A 17039-nucleotide genomic window follows, 5' to 3' on the forward strand; every position below is an offset into this window, starting at 1 on the left:
TTTCGTCTCTCCGTAGGTCACACAGCGACGAGGTCCCCCGCGGTCGCGTGCGCCTCCATGCGCTGCGCGGCCAGGATCGCGGCCGCCGTGTCCGCGCGGGACGCCGCGACCACCAGGGCGCGGCCCGCGAGGGCGTGCGCCCGCTGGTGCAGCGCGGCGACGTGCGGCTCGTGCACCGCGGTCGCCACGGCCGAGCGGAGCGGCGCGTGGCCGCCGCGGAGGCGGGCGACCTGTGCGGTCAGCGCCTCGGCCGCCTCGTCCAGGTCGGCCGCCGGGCCCAGTGCGCGCAGCTCGTCGGTGATGGCGAGCAGCGCGCTCAGGTGGCCGGCGAGCTGGATGTCCAGCTCCTCCTCGCGGGAGCGGTGCGGGAATTCGCCGCTGTCGACCCCGGTCGAGTGGACCGACTTGGTGCGGATCGGCTCGTACATGGGAGGCCTCCAGGGCATGCGTGTCAGCTTGGCCTCCATCGTACCTTAGATTCTGTCTAAAGTAGAACCTGTCCAAAGTAGGAGTGTCACGGCTGGCTGTAGCCGTCCAGGAAGTTCCCGATCCGGGTCACAGCCTCCGTCAGCTGCCGGGTGTCGGGCAGCGTGACGACGCGGAAGTGGTCGGGCTCCGGCCAGTTGAAGCCGGTGCCGTGCACCACCATGATCTTCTCGGCCCGCAGCAGGTCGAGCACCATCTGCCGGTCGTCCTTGACCTTGAAGACCTTGGGGTCGAGGCGCGGGAAGAGATACAGGGCGCCCTTCGGCTTCACGCAGGTCACGCCCGGGATCTGTGTGAGCAGCTCGTACGCGACGTCCCGCTGCTCCTTCAGCCGCCCGCCGGGCAGCACCAGGTCGTTGACCGTCTGGCGTCCGCTGAGTGCCGCGACGACGCCGTGCTGGCCCGGCATGTTCGCGCACAGGCGCATGTTCGCCAGGATCGTCAGGCCCTCGATGTACGACTCCGCGTGCGCGCGCGGTCCCGAGATCGCCATCCAGCCGACGCGGTAGCCGGCCACGCGGTACGCCTTCGACATGCCGTTGAAGGTGAGCGTCATCAGGTCCGGCGCGATGGCGGCGGTCGGGGTGTGCGTGGCGTCGTCGTAAAGGATCTTGTCGTAGATCTCGTCGGAGCAGACGAGGAGGTTGTGGCGGCGGGCGATGTCGGTGATGCCGCGCAGCATCTCGTCGCTGTAGACGGCGCCGGTGGGGTTGTTGGGGTTGATGATGACGATCGCCTTGGTGCGGTCGGTCACCTTGCGCTCGATGTCGGCGAGGTCCGGCATCCAGTCCGCCTGCTCGTCGCAGCGGTAGTGCACGGCGGTGCCGCCGGAGAGCGAGACGGCGGCGGTCCACAGCGGATAGTCGGGGGCGGGGACGAGCACCTCGTCGCCGTCGTCGAGCAGCCCCTGCATCGCCATCACGATGAGCTCGGAGACGCCGTTGCCGATGAAGACGTGCTCGACGTCGGTCTCCACGCCGAGGGTCTGGTAGTGCATCATCACGGCGCGGCGGGCGGCGAGCAGGCCCTTGGCGTCGCCGTAGCCGTGCGCGTCCCCGAGGTTGCGGAGCATGTCCTCGAGGATCTCCGGCGGGCACTCGAAGCCGAACGCCGCCGGGTTGCCGGTGTTGAGCTTCAGGATGCGGTGCCCTGCCGCCTCCAGCCGCATCGCTTCCTCGAGAACCGGGCCCCGGATCTCGTAGCAGACGTTGGAGAGCTTGGTCGACTGGATGAGCTGCATCCCCAAACTTTACGGCCGTGTTTCGCGATGCCGCGCACCGTTTGTCGGCCGGTGGGGCGCCGCGGGCGGCACCGCTTTCGGATGCGGTGGCACGCGGTGCCGGATACCTCCGGAACGGCGGGTTCCGGGGTGGGTGCGGCTTTGATGCGGCGGGTCGGCGGGGTGGGTGAGATGGGCCACGTGCCGGGGCGGCCGGCGGGCGTGTTAATCGAGCGAATGTTCTAATCCTGCGCTACCTTGGTCGGCATGCTTCAGGGATCGCTCTTCGATCAGGCCGAGGGCGCCGACGACATCTCGCTCGGCGGGCTCGACGGGATGCGCCGCACCGTGCTCGGGGACGGGGCGTGGATCGACGTACTGCCGGGGTGGCTGCGTGGGGCCGACGAGGTGTACGAGCGGCTCGCCCGGGACGTGCCCTGGAAGGCCGAGCGGCGGCAGATGTACGAGCGGATGGTCGACGTGCCGCGGCTGCTGAAGTTCTACGGGGCGGGGGAGCGGCTCCCGGACCCCGTGCTCGACGAGGCGCGCGACGCGTTGTCCGCTTACTACGCCGAGGAGTTGGGGGAGCCGTTCACCACGGCGGGACTCTGCTATTACCGCGACGGGCGGGACAGCGTCGCCTGGCACGGGGACCGGATCGGGCGCGGGGCCCGCCAGGACACGATGGTCGCCATCGTGTCGGTCGGGACGCCGCGGGATCTGGTGCTACGGCCCGTCGGCGGCGGGCCCGTCGTGCGCCGCCCGCTCGGGCACGGTGATCTCATCGTCATGGGCGGCTCGTGCCAGCGGACCTGGGAGCACGCGATCCCCAAGTCCGCCCGCGCGGCCGGCGGCCGGATCAGCGTCCAGTTCCGGCCGCACGGGGTGCGTTGATCAGAGGGTCCGGCGCACGGAGCGGCCCGCGAGGACGTCCGTGCGCTTGCCCTCCTCGATCACGAACTGCCCGTCGACGAGGACGTGCGGGATACCGACCGGCAGCGTGCGCGGCGCATCGAAGGTGGAGCCCGCCGCGACCGTCTCCGGGTCGAACAGGACCAGGTCGGCGCGGTAGCCCTCGCGGACCAGGCCGCGGTCCGGCAGGCGCAGGCGGGCGGCCGGGCGCGAGGTGAGGTGCGCGACCGTCTCCTCCAGGGACATGACGCCGAGGTCGCGGGCGTAGTGGCCCAGGTAGTGCGGGAACGTGCCGTACGCGCGCGGGTGCGGCTTGTAGCCCTGGAGGATGCCGTCGCTGCCGCCCGTGTGCACGGAGTGCTGCATGATCGCCCGGACGTTGTCCTCGTGGCCGACGTGCTGGAGGATCGACGAGCCGAGGTTGTCGTTGATCAGCAGGCGGCGGGCGGTGACCCACGGGGCCTCGCCACGCTCGGCGGCGGCCTGCGCGACGGTCTTGCCGACGCACGAGGCCAGGCCCGGGTCGGAGACGCCCGAGATCTCGATCTTGTCCCACTCGATCGGCACGCCGTGGCAGCCGTCCGCGCCGATCACCTCGACGTGGTGCCGGATGCGCTCGGCCGTCTCGTCGTCCTTGAGGCGGGCGAGGGTCGCGTCGGGGCCGCCCTCGTTGGCCCAACTCGGCAGCATCGCCACGAGAGTTGTGGCGCCCGGGGTGTACGGGTACGTGTCCAGGCTGATGTCGGCGCCGTCCGCGATGGCCTCGTCGAGCAGGGCCAGGAGGTCGACTCCCTTGCCCTTGTTCACGCCGAAGTTCATGGTGGCGTGCGCGAGGTGCAGGGAGCAGCCCGCGGTGCGGGTCAGCTCCACCATCTCCTGGTACGCGTCGAGCGCGCCGGCGCCGTAACTGCGGTGGTGCGGGCAGTAGTAGCCGTCGTACGAGGCCACCACCCGGCACAGTTCGGTGAGTTCGGCGTCCTTCGCGTACATGCCGGGGGTGTAGGTCAGTCCGGAGGACATTCCCACGGCGCCCTGCTCCATGCCCTCGGCCACGAGACGCTTCATGTGGTCGAGTTCGGCCGGGGTCGCGTCGCGGTCGTCCCAGCCGACCGCGTACATGCGGACCGTGCCCTGCGGGATGAGGTACGCGGCGTTCACCGCGATGCCCTGGCGGTCGATGCGGTCCAGGTACTCGCCGACCGTGCGCCAGTCGAAGTCGATGTCCGAGCCGTCGCCGTTCCAGCCGGTGATCGCCTGGCGGACCTGGGCGAGGGTGCGGTCGTCGACGGGGGCGTAGGACAGGCCGTCCTGGCCGAGGACTTCGAGGGTGACGCCCTGGGCGGCCTTCGCGCTGTGGTCCGGGTCGCGGAGCACGGCGAGGTCGCTGTGGGCGTGCATGTCGATGAAGCCGGGGGAGAGGGCGAGGCCGTCGGCCTCGACCGTGCGGGTGGCGGTGGGGCGGGGGCCTGACCCCTCCGGGGTGATCTCGGAGATCCGGCCGTCGTTGACGGTCACGTCTGCTCGGTACGAGGCGCTGCCGCTGCCGTCGATGACGCGGGCGTCGCGGATGACCAGGTCCATGGGGGGTGCCTCTCTGGGGCGGGTGGTGCGGTGCGGGGTGGTCGGTGCGGGTGGGTGGGCGCCTGCGGCGGGCGGAATTCCCCTCCCCGCCCCTTCCCGAAACCGGGGCTCCGCCCCGGACCCCGTTTGTCCTCAAACGCCGGACGGGCTGGAATACGGGGTGGAGCCCCGAAGCGTCAGAAGTACGTGCGGATGTAGTCGACGACCGTGCCGTCGGACTCCACCAGGGGAATCAGCTGCCACTTGTCGAACGACGTGCACGGGTGCGAGAGGCCCATGCCGAGCCAGTCGCCCACCTCCACGTCGGCCCCCGGCTCCGTACGCACCCAACCGTGCTGGTCGGAGAGGCCCGTCACCGCGATGCCCGCGGCCTCGCGGACCTCGCCCGTCCGCGCGTCCCGGACGACCTGCGCCTCGGGCAGGTCGATGTCGTACGCGGCGTCCCGCTTGCCGGCGTTGGTGAAGGCCTGGCCGTCGTTGGGCCGCGAGACGAACTGTGCCCACAGCCGGAACGCCGGCTCCAGCGCGCCCTCCTCCGGGACCCGGTTGAACGGGGTCAGGTGCCGGTAGTGGCCGTCGTCGTGCGAGACGTACGCGCCGGAGCGGAGCAACTTGAGGACGGGGGTGGTCAGTTCGGGGATTTCCGCGAAGACGTCCGCCACCGCGTCGAACCATGCGGAGCCGCCCGCGCTCACCACGATCTCGTCGAGGCCCGCGAAGCGCTCCGCCTTGTCGAACTCCGCCGCGAGCCCGACGAGTCGGCGCAGCCAGGCGCGCACCCGCTCGCCGTCGGCGTCCGGCACCTCGCCCTCGTAGCCCGCGACGCCGACCAGGCGAAGGGCCGAAGCGTCGGCCACCGCGTCCGCGATCGCCGCGCAGTCCGCCTCGGTACGGGCACCGGTGCGCGCGCCGTCGCCCGCGCCCAGCTCCACGACCACGTCGACCGGTCGGCCCGCTCCGGCCTCCGCCAGCGCCGCCTGCATCAGTTCCACGCCGCGCACGGAGTCGACGTAGCAGATGAAGCGGAAGGACGGGTCGGCGTCGAGTTCGGAGGAGAGCCACTTCAGCGCCGCAGCGTCCACCAGCTCGTTCGCCAGGAAGATGCGGTCGATGCCGAACTCCCGCGCCACACGCACCTGGTGGGGCACGGCGAGGGTGATGCCCCACGCGCCGTGCTCCAGCTGCCGGTGGAAGAGCTGCGGGGCCATCGACGTCTTGCCGTGCGGGGCGAAGGCGAGGCCGTGGCGGACGGAGTAGGTCTCCATGAGCGCGAGGTTGTGCTCGAGGCGCTCGGCGGAGAGGGCGAGGACGGGCGTGGTGAAGCCGTCCGTGAAGAGGTTCAGGCGGCGGGCTGCCAGCTCGCCGATCGTCGCGCCGTCGGCCTCGGGAGGCAGTCCCTTGAAGCGGAAGTCCACCCGCTCCGTCGCCAGCTCCTCAAGACGAGCGATACGGCGCTCGACGGCATTGTCGGCGTTCTGGGCGGTCACGGCGCCTCCTCCAGGCAGCCCGTTGCACTATTTGCAACGGTCATTGCGTATGTCGCTTCATGCTGTCTAACATCCGAGCCAACGTCGGGTCAACGAAGCCCGAAGTCCCCTGCCGCGAGGAGTGCGACCCACCGTGACCGCCACCGGACCCGCAGTACCGACCAGCGCCAACGATGTAGTCGCGCTCGGCGAGTCCATGGTCACGTTCCGGCCCACCGTGCCGGGGCGGCTCGCCGACGTGCCCTCGTTCGATCGCGGGATCGGCGGCGCCGAGTCCAACGTGGCGTGCGTGCTCGCCGCCGCCGGGCACCGGGCCGCGTGGGTCAGCCGGGTCGGCGCCGACGGGTTCGGCGACCACCTCGTGGAGGCCATCGGCGCGTACGGCGTCGACACCTCCGCCGTACGCCGCGATCTGCACCGGCCCACCGGCATCTACTTCCGCACGGCGGGCGACCGGGCCACCGCCGCCCACGAGGTCGCCTACTACCGCGCCGGGTCCGCCGCCTCCGCGATGTCCACCGTCAACCTGGACCTCGACGCGCTGCGCTCCGGCCGGATCCTGCACCTGTCCGGGATCACCGCCGCGCTCTCCGCCGGCTGCCTCGACCTGCTGCGCGAGCTGACCGCTCCGCGCGCGGGCCGCCCCCTCGTCTCCTTCGACGTCAACTACCGGCCCGGCCTGTGGTCCGGCTCCGCCGAGGGCCCCGACGTACTCCTGGAGCTCGCGCGCGGCGCCGACATCGTGTTCGTCGGCGACGACGAGGCCGAGGACGCCTGGGGCATCACCGGCGGACCCGACGCGATCAGGGAGGCGCTGCCCGAGCCCGCGCTGCTCGTCGTCAAGCGGGGCGCCGACGGCGCGATCGCGTACGACGCCGACGGACGCCACGAGGAACCCTCCCCGCGCGTCGACGTCGTCGCCGCCGTCGGCGCGGGCGATGCCTTCGCCGCCGGATTCCTCTCCGCCACGCTGCGCGAACTGCCCGTCGCCGAACGCCTTCGGCACGGCCACCTCTGGGCCGCCGTCGCCCTCACCGAGCCCGGCGACCTCGCCGCGCCCCCGAGCCGCGCCCGGGCGGACCGCCTGGTCGGCCTCGACGCCGCGCAGTGGGGGACACTGCACCTCGGCCCCGGTTGGGCAGCAGCCGACGCAGCCGACAGCGGGGCCGCCGAGGAGGTACGTACGCCATGAGCCAGACCGTCGACCGCGCGCTCAGCATCCTGCCGCTGCTCGCCGAGGGACCCGCCGACCTGGGCCAGGTCGCCGACCGCCTCGACGTGCACAAGTCCACGGCCATGCGCCTGCTGCGCACTCTCCACGAGCACGGCCTGGTCTACCGCCAGTCCGACCAGCGCTACCGGCTCGGCGCCCGCCTCTTCGCGCTCGCCCAGGAAGCCGTCGAGAACCTCGACGTCCGCGAGATCGCCCACCCCCACCTCGTCGAACTCAACGAGAAGGTCGGGCACACCATCCACCTCGCCGTGTACGCGGAGAACGAGGTCCTCTACATCGACAAGGTCGAGAGCCGCTACCCGGTGCGCATGTACTCGCGCGTCGGCAAGCCGGTCGCCATCACCGTGGCCGCCGTCGCCAAGCTGCTGCTCGCCGACCTGTCCGAGTCCGAGCGCCGCGCCGTCGCGGAGAAGCTCGACTACCCCATGTACACGTCCCGTTCCACCCCCAACTCCGCGGCTTTCCTGCGGGAGTTGGAGAAGGTGCGCGAACAGGGCTGGGCCACCGACCTCGGTGGCCACGAGGAGTCCATCAACTGCGTCGGCGCCCCCATCCGCGGCGCGGACGGCCGGGTCGTCGCCGCCATGTCGGTCTCCGCGCCGAATGTCGTCGTCACCGCCGAGGAACTCCTCACACTGCTCCCGCTGGTGCGCCGCACGGCGGAAGCCATCAGCCGGGACTACTCCGGGACCCCTCCGAAGTAAGCCCCCAAGTAACACACCCCCCAAGTAACACCCCTCAAAGAAGGACCAGTTCACATGTCTGAGAAGACCGCGCTCACGCCCGCCACCCACACGACCCCGCCGGCGAAGTTCTCGCACGGCGTCAAGAAGGGCAACATCCTTCAGGTCGCCGGCCAGGTCGGCTTCCTGCCGGCCGAGGAGGGCAAGGCCCCGACCCCCGCGGGCCCGACCCTCAAGGAGCAGACCCTCCAGACGTTCGCCAACGTCAAGGCGATCCTCGAAGAGGGCGGCGCGAGCTGGGACGACGTCATGATGATGCGCGTCTACCTGACGGACGTCGACCACTTCGCCGAGATGAACGCCATCTACAACGAGTACTTCGAGGAGCAGGGCCTCAAGGCCCCGGCCTCCGCCCGTACGACCGTCTACGTCGGTCTGCCCAAGGGCCTGCTCATCGAGATCGACGCGCTCGCCGTCCTGAGCTGAACCTCCTGAGCCCGCCCCCGGGCTCCCGCTCGTTCGCACGTCGTCACGGAGCGGCGCCCCTGTGGGTGCGCCGCTCCGCGATCCCCCCTGTCTGGAAACACTGAAAACGCCCCGCGCCCCCCCCCATGTACTTACGAGGTCAACGATGTCCCCGTACGCCCCCCTCGCGTCCGCCGCCGCGGACCAGCCCGAGCACACCGGTGGTCTGCTCCTCCTGATACCCGGCACGGCCGGCCTGCTGACCGTTGCCGTCCTCGGCATCGTGCTGCTGCTCTTCCTGATCATCAAGGCCAGGCTGCAGCCCTTCGTGGCCCTCCTGACGGTGTCCATCGCCGTCGGCCTCGCGGCCGGCCTCTCCGTCACCGAACTCTTCGGCACCGTCCAGAAGTCCGACGTCACGTCCGTCATCGAGGACGGCATGGGCGGCACCCTCGGACATATCGCGATCATCATCGGCCTGGGCACCATGCTCGGCGCGATCCTCGAAGTCTCGGGCGGCGCCGAAGTGCTGGCGTCCCGCCTGATCCACCTCTTCGGCGAGAAGCGCGCCCCCGTCGCGATGGGCCTCACCGGCCTCATCTTCGGCATCCCGGTCTTCTTCGACGTCGGCATCTTCGTGCTCGCGCCGATCGTCTACGCGGCCGCCAAGCGCGGCGGCAAGTCGATCCTGCTGTACTGCCTGCCGCTGCTCGCAGGCCTGTCGATGACCCACGCGTTCCTGCCCCCGCACCCGGGGCCCGTCGCCGCGGCCGGTCTGCTCCACGTCGACCTCGGCTGGGTCATCCTCATGGGCATCGTCTGCGGCATCCCGGCCGTGCTCGCCGCGTGGGCCTGGGCCGCCTGGATCGGCAAGAAGATCTTCGTGCCGGTGCCGCAGGACATGGTCGAGGCCGCCGACGAGGCGAAGGCCGCGCTCGCCGATGAGCAGCGCAAGGACGGCATCACGCCCCGCGAGGACCCGGTTCCGCTCGGCATCGTCTTCACGATCATCGCCATCCCGCTGGTGCTGATCCTCGCCGCCACCTTCTCCTCGATCGCCATGGACCCGTCCACGGCCCGCTCGGTCATCGAGTTCTTCGGCAGCCCGTTCGTGGCGCTCACCCTCGCGCTGTTCGCCGCGTACTACCTGCTCGGCCTGCGCCGCGGCTGGTCCCGCAAGTCCCTGGAGACGGTGTCCACCGCGTCCCTGAAGCCGGTCGCCAACATCCTGCTCGTCGTCGGCGCCGGCGGCGTCTTCGGCGCGGTCCTTCAGGCCAGCGGCATCGCGCAGGCGCTGTCCGACACGTTCAGCAGCATCGGTCTGCCGATCATGGTCCTGGCGTACCTGATCTCGCTGGTGCTGCGCGTCGCGCAGGGTTCGGCGACGGTCGCCATCGTCACCACGGCCGGCATCGTGGGCCCGCTGCTCCAGGCGGGCGACTACTCGCAGCCGTACACGGCCCTCGTCATCATGGCGATCTCGGCGGGCTCCATCTTCGCCTCGCACGTCAACGACGGCGGCTTCTGGATGGTCTCCAAGTACTTCGGGATCTCCGAGCGGGACACCCTGCGCTCGTGGACGGTCCTGGAGTCGGTCCTCTCGATCGCCGGGTTCGTGGTGGCCCTGTTGATCAGCTTCTTCGTCTAGCGTTTCCGTCGTGCAGCTGTGCCGCACCCACCCCTGGGGGAGGTGCGGCACAGGCTTGTCCGCCATACTTCCGCCCGTGGAGCAGCGTATGGAGAACGAGAAGGTCACGCCCGTCACCGGTGCCGGCTTCGACCCGGCGCACATCCCTGGCCTGACGGCTCCCGCACGGCAGCCGGACGACGAGGTCACGGATGCCGATCAGACGCCGGAGGAGGTGACGACGACGCAGCCCGAAGCGCGGCCCGAGGAGCCCGAAGAGCCGGAAGCGGAAACGGAGACGGAAGCGGAAGCCGACGACTCCGCGGAGCCCGATGACACGGCGGATGCCGAAGAGGACGCCGCGGAGCCCGACGCCGACGCCCCCGTCATGGACGCCAAGGACCGCCGCGGCTCCATCACCGTCGACGCGACCGGCGTCCGTTTCACGCTCGACGACCAGGAGGCCGACTTCACCTGGTCCGAGATCAGCGCGGTCGAGTACGGCACCGTCCGCAAGCGCCTCACGGTGACCGTCCACATGGCCAACAGCCGCTGGTTCCCGAACGACGTCGAGGCCCCCGACAAGACCCGTCTGGCCGAGTGGACGGACCAGCTGGACAAGGCCCTGGACACGTACTTCGAGGACTAGTCGGGCAGTTGGTGGTGACGCCCCTCTTGCCAGAGCGGTGACTTTGCGCACCCTTGGTGTTCATGGCCGACACCACGGGCACCCCAGGAACCGGCGTCACCACCTCCTCCGACTCGCACCCCCGAAAGTCCAGCTGGAAATACATCGGCCCCGGCATCGTCGTCGCCGCGACGGGCGTCGGGGCGGGCGACCTCGTCGCCACCCTCATCGCTGGCAGCAACTTCGGCTACACCCTGCTCTGGGCCGCGGTCCTCGGCTGCGTCGTCAAGATCAGCCTCGCGGAGGCGGCGGGCCGCTGGCACCTGGCGACGGGCCGCACCCTCTTCGACGGTTGGTCGAGCCTCGGCAAGTGGACCACGTACTTCTTCGTGATCTACGTGGTGATCTGGGGCTTCGTGTACGGCGCGGCCGCGATGTCGTCGAGCGGGCTGCCCCTTCAGGCGCTGTTCCCCGACGTGTTCCCCGCCGACTGGTCGATCAAGCCGTGGGCGATCCTGTCCGGCGTGGTCGGCCTGGTCTTCGTCTGGCTGAACAAGTACAGCGTCTTCGAGAAGGTCATGACGGTGCTCGTCGGCGTCATGTTCGTCGTCACCGTCTATCTGGCGATCCGCGTCACCCCGCATCTCGGCGACGCCTTCGCGGGCCTGCTCCCGGTGCTGCCCGACGAGAAGGACTCGATCCTCAACACGCTCGGTCTGATCGGCGGCGTCGGCGGCACCATCACCCTTGCCGCGTACGGCTATTGGGTCAACGCGAAGGGCTGGACGAACAGCTCCTGGATGAAGGTGATGCGCCTCGACAATCGGGTCGCGTACATCACCACCGGCATCTTCGTCGTGGCGATGCTGTTCGTCGGCGCGGAGCTGCTGCACGCGTCCCACACGGCGATCGCCGAGGGCGACAAGGGTCTGGTGGACCTCTCCAAGATCCTTGAGGCCCAGTACGGTGTGGCGACGGCGAAGATGTTCCTCATCGGCTTCTTCGCGACGTCCTTCACCTCGCTGATCGGCGTCTGGCACGGAGTGAGCCTGATGTTCGCCGACTTCGTCGAGCGCTACCGGCTCTCCCGCGTCGTCACCGGCGAGGAAGTGGCGAGCGGCGACCGCGAGAAGGGCTGGCCGTTCCGCGGCTTCCTGCTGTGGATGACGTTCCCGCCGATCATCCTGCTCTTCCAGGGCCAGCCGTTCCGCCTGGTCATCATCTACGGAGTCCTTGGCGCGGCCTTCATGCCGTTCCTGGCGCTGACCCTGGTCTGGCTGCTGAACTCCTCGCGTACGCCTGCCAGTTGGCGCAACGGCTGGCTGAGCAACAGCATGCTGACCATCGCGGGCCTGCTGTTCGTCGTCCTGTGCGCGAAGCAGATCTGGGACCAGCCGTGGTCGGAGTTCTTCTGATCCGTACGGGGCCCGTACGGGCCCGGGTGCGGGCAGCGCCGCCGGGGGAGCGGCGGCGCTGCCCGTCCGGGGGTCACATGGCGTCGACGTGCGGTCCCACGGTCGAGGACCACGCGTTGCCGGAGGCCGCGTCCCAGTTGGTGGACCAGGTCATCGCGCCGCGCAGGCCCGGGTAGGTCTTCGAGGGCTTGAACGAACCGCAGTTGGTGCCCTTGGTGAGGCAGTCGAGGGCGTCGTTCACGACCGACGGGGCCACGTAGCCGCTGCCCGCCGCGCTCGACGAGGCCGGTGTGCCGATGCCGACCTGCGAGGGGTCGAGCCCGCCCTCGAGCTGGATGCAGGCGAGCGCCGTCAGGAAGTCCACCGAACCCTGGCTGTACACCTTGCCGTCGCAGCCCAGCATCGAACCGCTGTTGTAGTACTGCATGTTGACGACGGTGAGGATGTCCTTGACCGCGAGAGCCGTCTTGAAGTACTCGGCCGAGGTCGACTGCATGTCGATGGTCTGCGGCGCCATGGTGAGCACGAACCCGCTGCCCGCCTTGGCGGCCAGGGACTTCAACGCCTGTGACATGTAGGTGGAGTTGAGGCCGTTCTCCAGGTCGATGTCGACCCCGTCGAACCCGTACTCCTGCATGAGCGCGTACACGGAGTCGGCGAAGTTGGTCGCGGAGGCCGCGTCGCTGACCTGGATGGTGCCCTTCTCGCCGCCGATCGAGATGACCACGGACTTCCCGGCCGCCTGCTTGGCCTTGATGTCGGCCTTGAAGGCGTCGTCCGTGTAGCCGCCGAGGCCCGCCGAGTCGAGCGTGAAGTCGACGGCGCCGGGCGTCGTGGTGGCGTCGGCGAAGGCGACGGCAACGATGTCGTACGCGTCCGGGACATCGGCGAGTTTCTGCACGGTCGCGCCGTTGTTGAAGTTCTGCCAGTAGCCGGTGACGGCGTGGGCCGGAACGGCGGCCGTGGAGCTTTCGGTCGTACTGGCCGCATTTGCCGTACTTGTCGTGGCGAGACCGCCCACGGCGAGCGCCGCCGCCGTGAACGCGCCAAGAAGTACGCCGAGCCGGGACCGTCTGCGATGGGAATGCGCCATTTCTTCCTCCAAGTGGGGGGAGGTCTCCCGGCACCGAAGTGGGGGAGAAGTGGGGGGAGTTGAGGAAGCAGCTGCTGGCCGTACAAACTGGTCCAGACCATTGGACTTGTCAAGGGTTGTCACCGGCGCTTCTTCGCCAACCCGCCCCCGACTCGCCCCCATCGCCCCGTGAACAGTGCGAAGTGGGGTGTTGCGGGGCGGCTGCGTGGATATGGTGCTCAGGCAGCGGCACCGCGAGGTGCTGCTGGAGGGACGCAGAGCGACGACCGGGGGGTTCACGCGTGCCGACCGCCATAGCCGTGACCGACCCCGACCTGGTCCTCGCCTCGCCGGACCGGCACACACCGACCGCCACCGTGCTGCCCGTGGGCGAACCGCAGCAGAAGTATCCGCTCGACCGCGCCCTGACCGACGTCCACACACTGATCGAACAGCACGGGTACGTGATCGTGCTCTGCCCGGAATCGGCGCCGGACGCGACCGTGCACCGGCTGCATTCGATCCGTTCCGTGCTGGAAACCGACCGGATCGCGATCCTGCGCCCCGCGCTCCCGCCGCTCGGGCTCGCCGTACTGGCGCTGCAATTGCGGCAGTTGTCGATCTGCGACTTCAGCCCGGGCGTGCTCGCGTCGTCGGCCCGCCTGCTCGCGCATTACGTCTACGCGGGCGCGGTCGTCGGATCGGTGGCGAAACTGGACCGGGTCCCGGTCTCCCTGAAGGCGCACGCGAAGTCCTGGTCCCCGAACGCCCAGTTCGCGGTGGTCGCCTCGCCGCAACCCCAACTCCTGCGCCTGACGGGCTCGGAGACACCGACAGGCCCCGCCTTCGGGACCCGCATGGTCTACGCCGTCGGCCAGAGCACGCCGGACTGGCTCACGGGTGTCCTCGCGCCCGCCTGGCGGGTGCAGGGGGTGACGCGGACGCGGCTGCCGGCCGAGTCACCGCGATGGTGGGCGACAGGCAAGCAGGCCAGCCCCGGCCGCATCGTCGAATTCGCGGCGGCGATCCCCGACATCTCGGTCCTCTACCAACTCGTCTCCTCGGTCCGCCGCGAACAGTGCCACTGGTGCGGCCTCGAACTCATCGGTGACCGCTGCGGGTTCTGCTCCGCGCCGCTGGCGGGCGAGGCGCCACCCGAGGGCACGGGCGCGCCGACGCGCTCGGCACTCACACCCGCGGCGGGCTCGACCCGAACAGCACTCCCACGTCCGACCCACTCCTGACCCCTACCAACGAGGTTGCTCGGTCCATGAATTCACGTCAGCGCCGCGGCGTCATACTCCTGGTCGTCTCGGCCCTGTGCGCCATCGGCGCGTTCGCCGGTGTGCTCGCCGTGATCCGTGACGTGAACTCGAAGGTGGCGCCGGAGGTGGACGCGTACGAGCTGAAACAGGACGTGTCCCCGTACAAGCAGCTCACGGCGGACCAGTTCGAAAAGGTGGAAATGCCGAAGCGGTGGCTGTCGGCCACGGCCGTCACCGACCTCGGCGACATCCGCGGCAAGATCGCCGTCACGCAGCTCAAGAAGGGCTCCCTGCTCCAGTCCGACATGATCGTCGACCGCCCGAAGCTGGAGGCGGGACAGCAGGAGATCGCCATCATGATCGACGCGGAGACCGGCGTCGCCGGGAAGATCAACCCCGGCTCGAAGGTCAACATCTACGCCACCTTCAAGGCCGAGAACGACAAGCAGCGCGACCAGTCCAAGGTCATCGTGGAGAACGCCGGGGTGATCGACGTGGGCAAGCTGACCCCGATCGACCAGCAGGGCGCCGCGGACAGCGAGAACTCCACCCGCAGACAGGGCGAGGCCGTCCCGATCACCTTCGCCCTCGGCCCCGCGGACGCCCAACGGGTCGCCTACGCCGAGTCGTTCGCGACCCACGTCCGCCTGGCCCTGGTGGCCCCCGGCGACACCGAGAAAATCACCCCGGAGGACCGCTCGTACACCTTGGAGGGCGACAAGTGACCACCTCACTTCAAGCCCGGGCCACTCAAGCCCCGCCGGCGATTGAGGCGCGGGGTCCGGGGCAGCGCCCCGAGACGTCAACTCCGGTTCGGCCACATCAAGCCCGCGCGCAGGTACGGGCATTTCAAGCCCCTGCGGCGATTGAGCAGCGGGGCCCGGGGCAGAGCCCCGAGACGTCAACCACGGCGCCGCGGAACGGAGGTTCCCGCCGATGACCACCCGTATCCTCCCGGCGGTAGCTGACCCGGAAACCGCCAGAGGCCTCGTCACACTCCTCTCCCAGCTCCCCGACGCCGAACCCGCCCCACCCGTCCCCGACGCCACCGCCCTGCTCGACACCCTCGCCGGCCTCGCCGCCGAGTCCCTGGACGAGCTCCCCGAAGTCGTCCTGGTCCACGACCGCATCGGCCCCGTCCCCGCCCTCGACCTCATCCGCGACCTGGTGCTCCGCTTCCCGGCGGTGGGCGTCGTCCTGCTCACCGCCGACGCCGGCCCCGCCCTCCTCACCGCCGCGATGGACAGCGGAGCGCGCGGCATCGTCGCGTTCCCCCTCGGCTACGACGCCCTCGCGGAACGCGTCCACGCGGCGGCCTCCTGGTCGGCGGGCATGCGCCGCCACCTGGCGGGCGGCACGGGAACCGAACTCGTCCCGGCGGGCGGCGGCGGCCGGGTCATCGCGGTGGCGGGCGCGAAGGGCGGCGTAGGAACCACGGTCACCGCGGTCCAACTCGCCCTCGCAGCAAGGGCATCCGGCCGCACGGCCGCCCTCCTGGACCTGGACCTCCAGTCCGGCGACGTGGCCTCCTACCTCGACGTCCAGTTCCGCCGCTCCGTCGCCGACCTCGCCGCGATCCGCGACATCACGCCCCGCGTCCTCCAGGACGCCGCCTTCGCCCACGAGTCCGGCGTCGACCTGCTCCTCGCCCCCGCCGACGGCGAACGCGGCGAGGACGTCACGGACCGCGTGGCCCGCCAGGTGATCCACGCCCTGCGTGCCCGCTACGACGTGGTGGTCATCGACTGCGGTACGCAAATGTCCTCGGCGAACACCACGGCCATAGAACTCGCCGACCAGACGGCCCTCCTGGTCACCCCGGACGTCGTGGCGGTACGCGCGGCGAAGCGCATGGTCCGCCTCTGGGACCGCCTCCAGATCCGCAAGGCGGAGGAGACCCTCACGGTCGTCAACCGGCACGCCCGCTCGGCGGAGATCCAGCCGACGCTGGTGGAACGGGTGACCGGCACAAAGACGGCCCGCACCTCCATCCCGGCCGCGTACAAGGAACTCCAGGCGGCGGTCGACGCGGGCCGCATGCAGGACCTCGACAACCGCTCGTCGGTCAAGCAGGCGATGTGGGCGCTGGCGGCGGAACTCGACCTCGTGGCCACGCCCACACCCCCGACGTCCGGCCGCCGGGCCCGCCGCCGCGGCTCGGACAAGGGCGCGGTGACCCTCGAGTTCGCGGCGATGTTCCCGCTCATCCTCGTCGTCCTCGCCCTGATGTGGCAGTGCGTCCTGTACGGCTACACGTACTCCCTGGCGGGCAACGCGGCGGACGAGGCGGCGCGGGCGGCGACATCCGCTGCCGCGGGGACCGGGGACATGGCAGGGGCCTGCAACACGGCGGGCCGCAAGAACCTGCCGGGGGCGTGGCAGGACGCGCAGATCACGTGCACGGACGACGGCACGGTGACCCGAGCGACGGTCGACGTGGACGTCCCCCTCTTCTTCCCGGGCGTGAACCCGGGCTGGTCGGTGAAGGGCGAGGCGGGAGCGGCGACGGAGGTGGTCCGGTGACGGAATCTGAAGCCCCGCCTTTGGACGAGAGCCCGCGGGGTCCGGGGCAGAGCCCCGAGGCGTCAACCCCGCCGCGGCGAAACCTGTCCGGCGACCGCGGAGTCTCGATGCTGGAGTTCGCCGGCTTCCTCCCCTTCCTCCTCGTCATCGGCATGGCCGCAATCCAACTCGGCCTCGTCGGCTACGCCGCCAACCAGGCCGGATCCGCCGCCCGCGCAGCGGCCCGGTCCGAATCCCTCGCGCCCGGCACCGCCCAGGCGGCCGCCGACGCCGCGGCGAGCGCCTGGCTGAACCCCGAGGCGGCAGGGGGCGGCGGGGACGCCGTGACGTACACGGTCACCGTCCACGTACCACCGGTCATCCCGTTGTTCGGCGACGGCTGGTACCTCCACCGCACGGCAACCATGCCGAACGACCGCGAGAACGAGGGGAGTTGACCTGA

At 70.4% G+C, this 17039-nt stretch carries 16 protein-coding genes; 11 read left to right on the forward strand and 5 right to left on the reverse strand.

The genetic code is table 11. From position 1 onward, the window contains the following. Positions 1-17: 17 nt before the first annotated feature. Both OG746_RS09830 and OG746_RS09835 read right to left on the reverse strand, forming a co-directional pair. Positions 18-428: an SCO4983 family protein gene (locus tag OG746_RS09830; RefSeq protein ID WP_266713525.1), complete on the reverse strand. Its 411-nt coding sequence runs from the start codon at positions 426-428 to the stop codon at positions 18-20. A gap of 86 nt (positions 429-514) precedes the next feature. Continuing rightward, on the reverse strand, positions 515-1726 hold the full coding sequence (locus OG746_RS09835; RefSeq protein WP_266713527.1) for a pyridoxal phosphate-dependent aminotransferase: 1212 nt from the start codon (positions 1724-1726) through the stop codon (positions 515-517). Positions 1727-1972: 246 nt separating this feature from the next. Here OG746_RS09835 and OG746_RS09840 point away from each other — a divergent pair, with 246 nt between their 5' ends. Further along, entirely contained in the window at positions 1973-2599 is a 627-nt protein-coding gene (locus tag OG746_RS09840) for an alpha-ketoglutarate-dependent dioxygenase AlkB (protein WP_524540388.1), read from the forward strand. Here the strand turns inward: OG746_RS09840 and OG746_RS09845 are convergent, their stop codons facing one another. Both OG746_RS09845 and OG746_RS09850 read right to left on the reverse strand, forming a co-directional pair. Further along, positions 2600-4198: an N-acyl-D-amino-acid deacylase family protein gene (locus tag OG746_RS09845; RefSeq protein WP_266713531.1), complete on the reverse strand. Its 1599-nt coding sequence runs from the start codon at positions 4196-4198 to the stop codon at positions 2600-2602. It abuts the gene before it with no gap. Positions 4199-4374: 176 nt separating this feature from the next. Then, on the reverse strand, positions 4375-5646 hold the full coding sequence (locus OG746_RS09850; RefSeq protein ID WP_266718821.1) for an amino acid deaminase: 1272 nt from the start codon (positions 5644-5646) through the stop codon (positions 4375-4377). A gap of 172 nt (positions 5647-5818) precedes the next feature. Between OG746_RS09850 and OG746_RS09855 the strand changes: the two genes are divergently transcribed. From OG746_RS09855 to OG746_RS09880, 6 genes are all read left to right on the forward strand, one after another. Then, positions 5819-6877, forward strand: coding sequence for a sugar kinase (locus OG746_RS09855; RefSeq protein ID WP_266713533.1), 1059 nt, complete (start codon positions 5819-5821; stop codon positions 6875-6877). After that, positions 6874-7623 carry an IclR family transcriptional regulator gene (locus OG746_RS09860; protein WP_266713535.1) on the forward strand — a complete coding sequence of 250 codons (750 nt, stop codon included), beginning with the start codon at positions 6874-6876 and terminating at the stop codon, positions 7621-7623. The genes OG746_RS09855 and OG746_RS09860 overlap by 4 nt, the downstream gene beginning before the upstream one ends. A 54-nt stretch (positions 7624-7677) precedes the next feature. Beyond that, positions 7678-8088 carry a RidA family protein gene (locus OG746_RS09865; RefSeq protein WP_266713537.1) on the forward strand — a complete coding sequence of 137 codons (411 nt, stop codon included), beginning with the start codon at positions 7678-7680 and terminating at the stop codon, positions 8086-8088. A gap of 145 nt (positions 8089-8233) precedes the next feature. Further along, positions 8234-9715: a GntP family permease gene (locus OG746_RS09870; RefSeq protein ID WP_266713539.1), complete on the forward strand. Its 1482-nt coding sequence runs from the start codon at positions 8234-8236 to the stop codon at positions 9713-9715. Between the two features lie 76 nt (positions 9716-9791). After that, positions 9792-10343: a hypothetical protein gene (locus OG746_RS09875; RefSeq protein ID WP_266713541.1), complete on the forward strand. Its 552-nt coding sequence runs from the start codon at positions 9792-9794 to the stop codon at positions 10341-10343. Positions 10344-10405: 62 nt separating this feature from the next. Beyond that, positions 10406-11737, forward strand: coding sequence for an Nramp family divalent metal transporter (locus tag OG746_RS09880; RefSeq protein ID WP_266713543.1), 1332 nt, complete (start codon positions 10406-10408; stop codon positions 11735-11737). A gap of 73 nt (positions 11738-11810) precedes the next feature. Here the strand turns inward: OG746_RS09880 and OG746_RS09885 are convergent, their stop codons facing one another. Continuing rightward, complete coding sequence (locus OG746_RS09885; protein ID WP_266713545.1) at positions 11811-12830, reverse strand: chitinase; 1020 nt, start codon at positions 12828-12830, stop codon at positions 11811-11813. A gap of 281 nt (positions 12831-13111) precedes the next feature. On the opposite strand from OG746_RS09885, the gene OG746_RS09890 reads away from it, so the two are divergent. The 4 genes from OG746_RS09890 to OG746_RS09905 all read left to right on the forward strand — a co-directional run bounded on the left by OG746_RS09890 (position 13112) and on the right by OG746_RS09905 (position 17034). Continuing rightward, entirely contained in the window at positions 13112-14053 is a 942-nt protein-coding gene (locus OG746_RS09890; protein WP_266713547.1) for a hypothetical protein, read from the forward strand. Positions 14054-14079: 26 nt separating this feature from the next. Continuing rightward, on the forward strand, positions 14080-14799 hold the full coding sequence (gene cpaB / locus OG746_RS09895) for a Flp pilus assembly protein CpaB (RefSeq protein ID WP_266713549.1): 720 nt from the start codon (positions 14080-14082) through the stop codon (positions 14797-14799). A gap of 211 nt (positions 14800-15010) precedes the next feature. Further along, positions 15011-16597: a CpaE/TadZ family protein gene (locus OG746_RS09900; RefSeq protein ID WP_266713551.1), complete on the forward strand. Its 1587-nt coding sequence runs from the start codon at positions 15011-15013 to the stop codon at positions 16595-16597. A gap of 107 nt (positions 16598-16704) precedes the next feature. After that, the gene (locus tag OG746_RS09905; RefSeq protein WP_266713553.1) at positions 16705-17034 is read left to right on the forward strand and encodes a TadE/TadG family type IV pilus assembly protein; all 330 of its coding nucleotides are present in this window, start codon (positions 16705-16707) and stop codon (positions 17032-17034) included. Positions 17035-17039 lie beyond the last annotated feature (5 nt).

Source organism: Streptomyces sp. NBC_01016 (genome assembly GCF_026341035.1).
Lineage (GTDB): Bacteria > Actinomycetota > Actinomycetes > Streptomycetales > Streptomycetaceae > Streptomyces.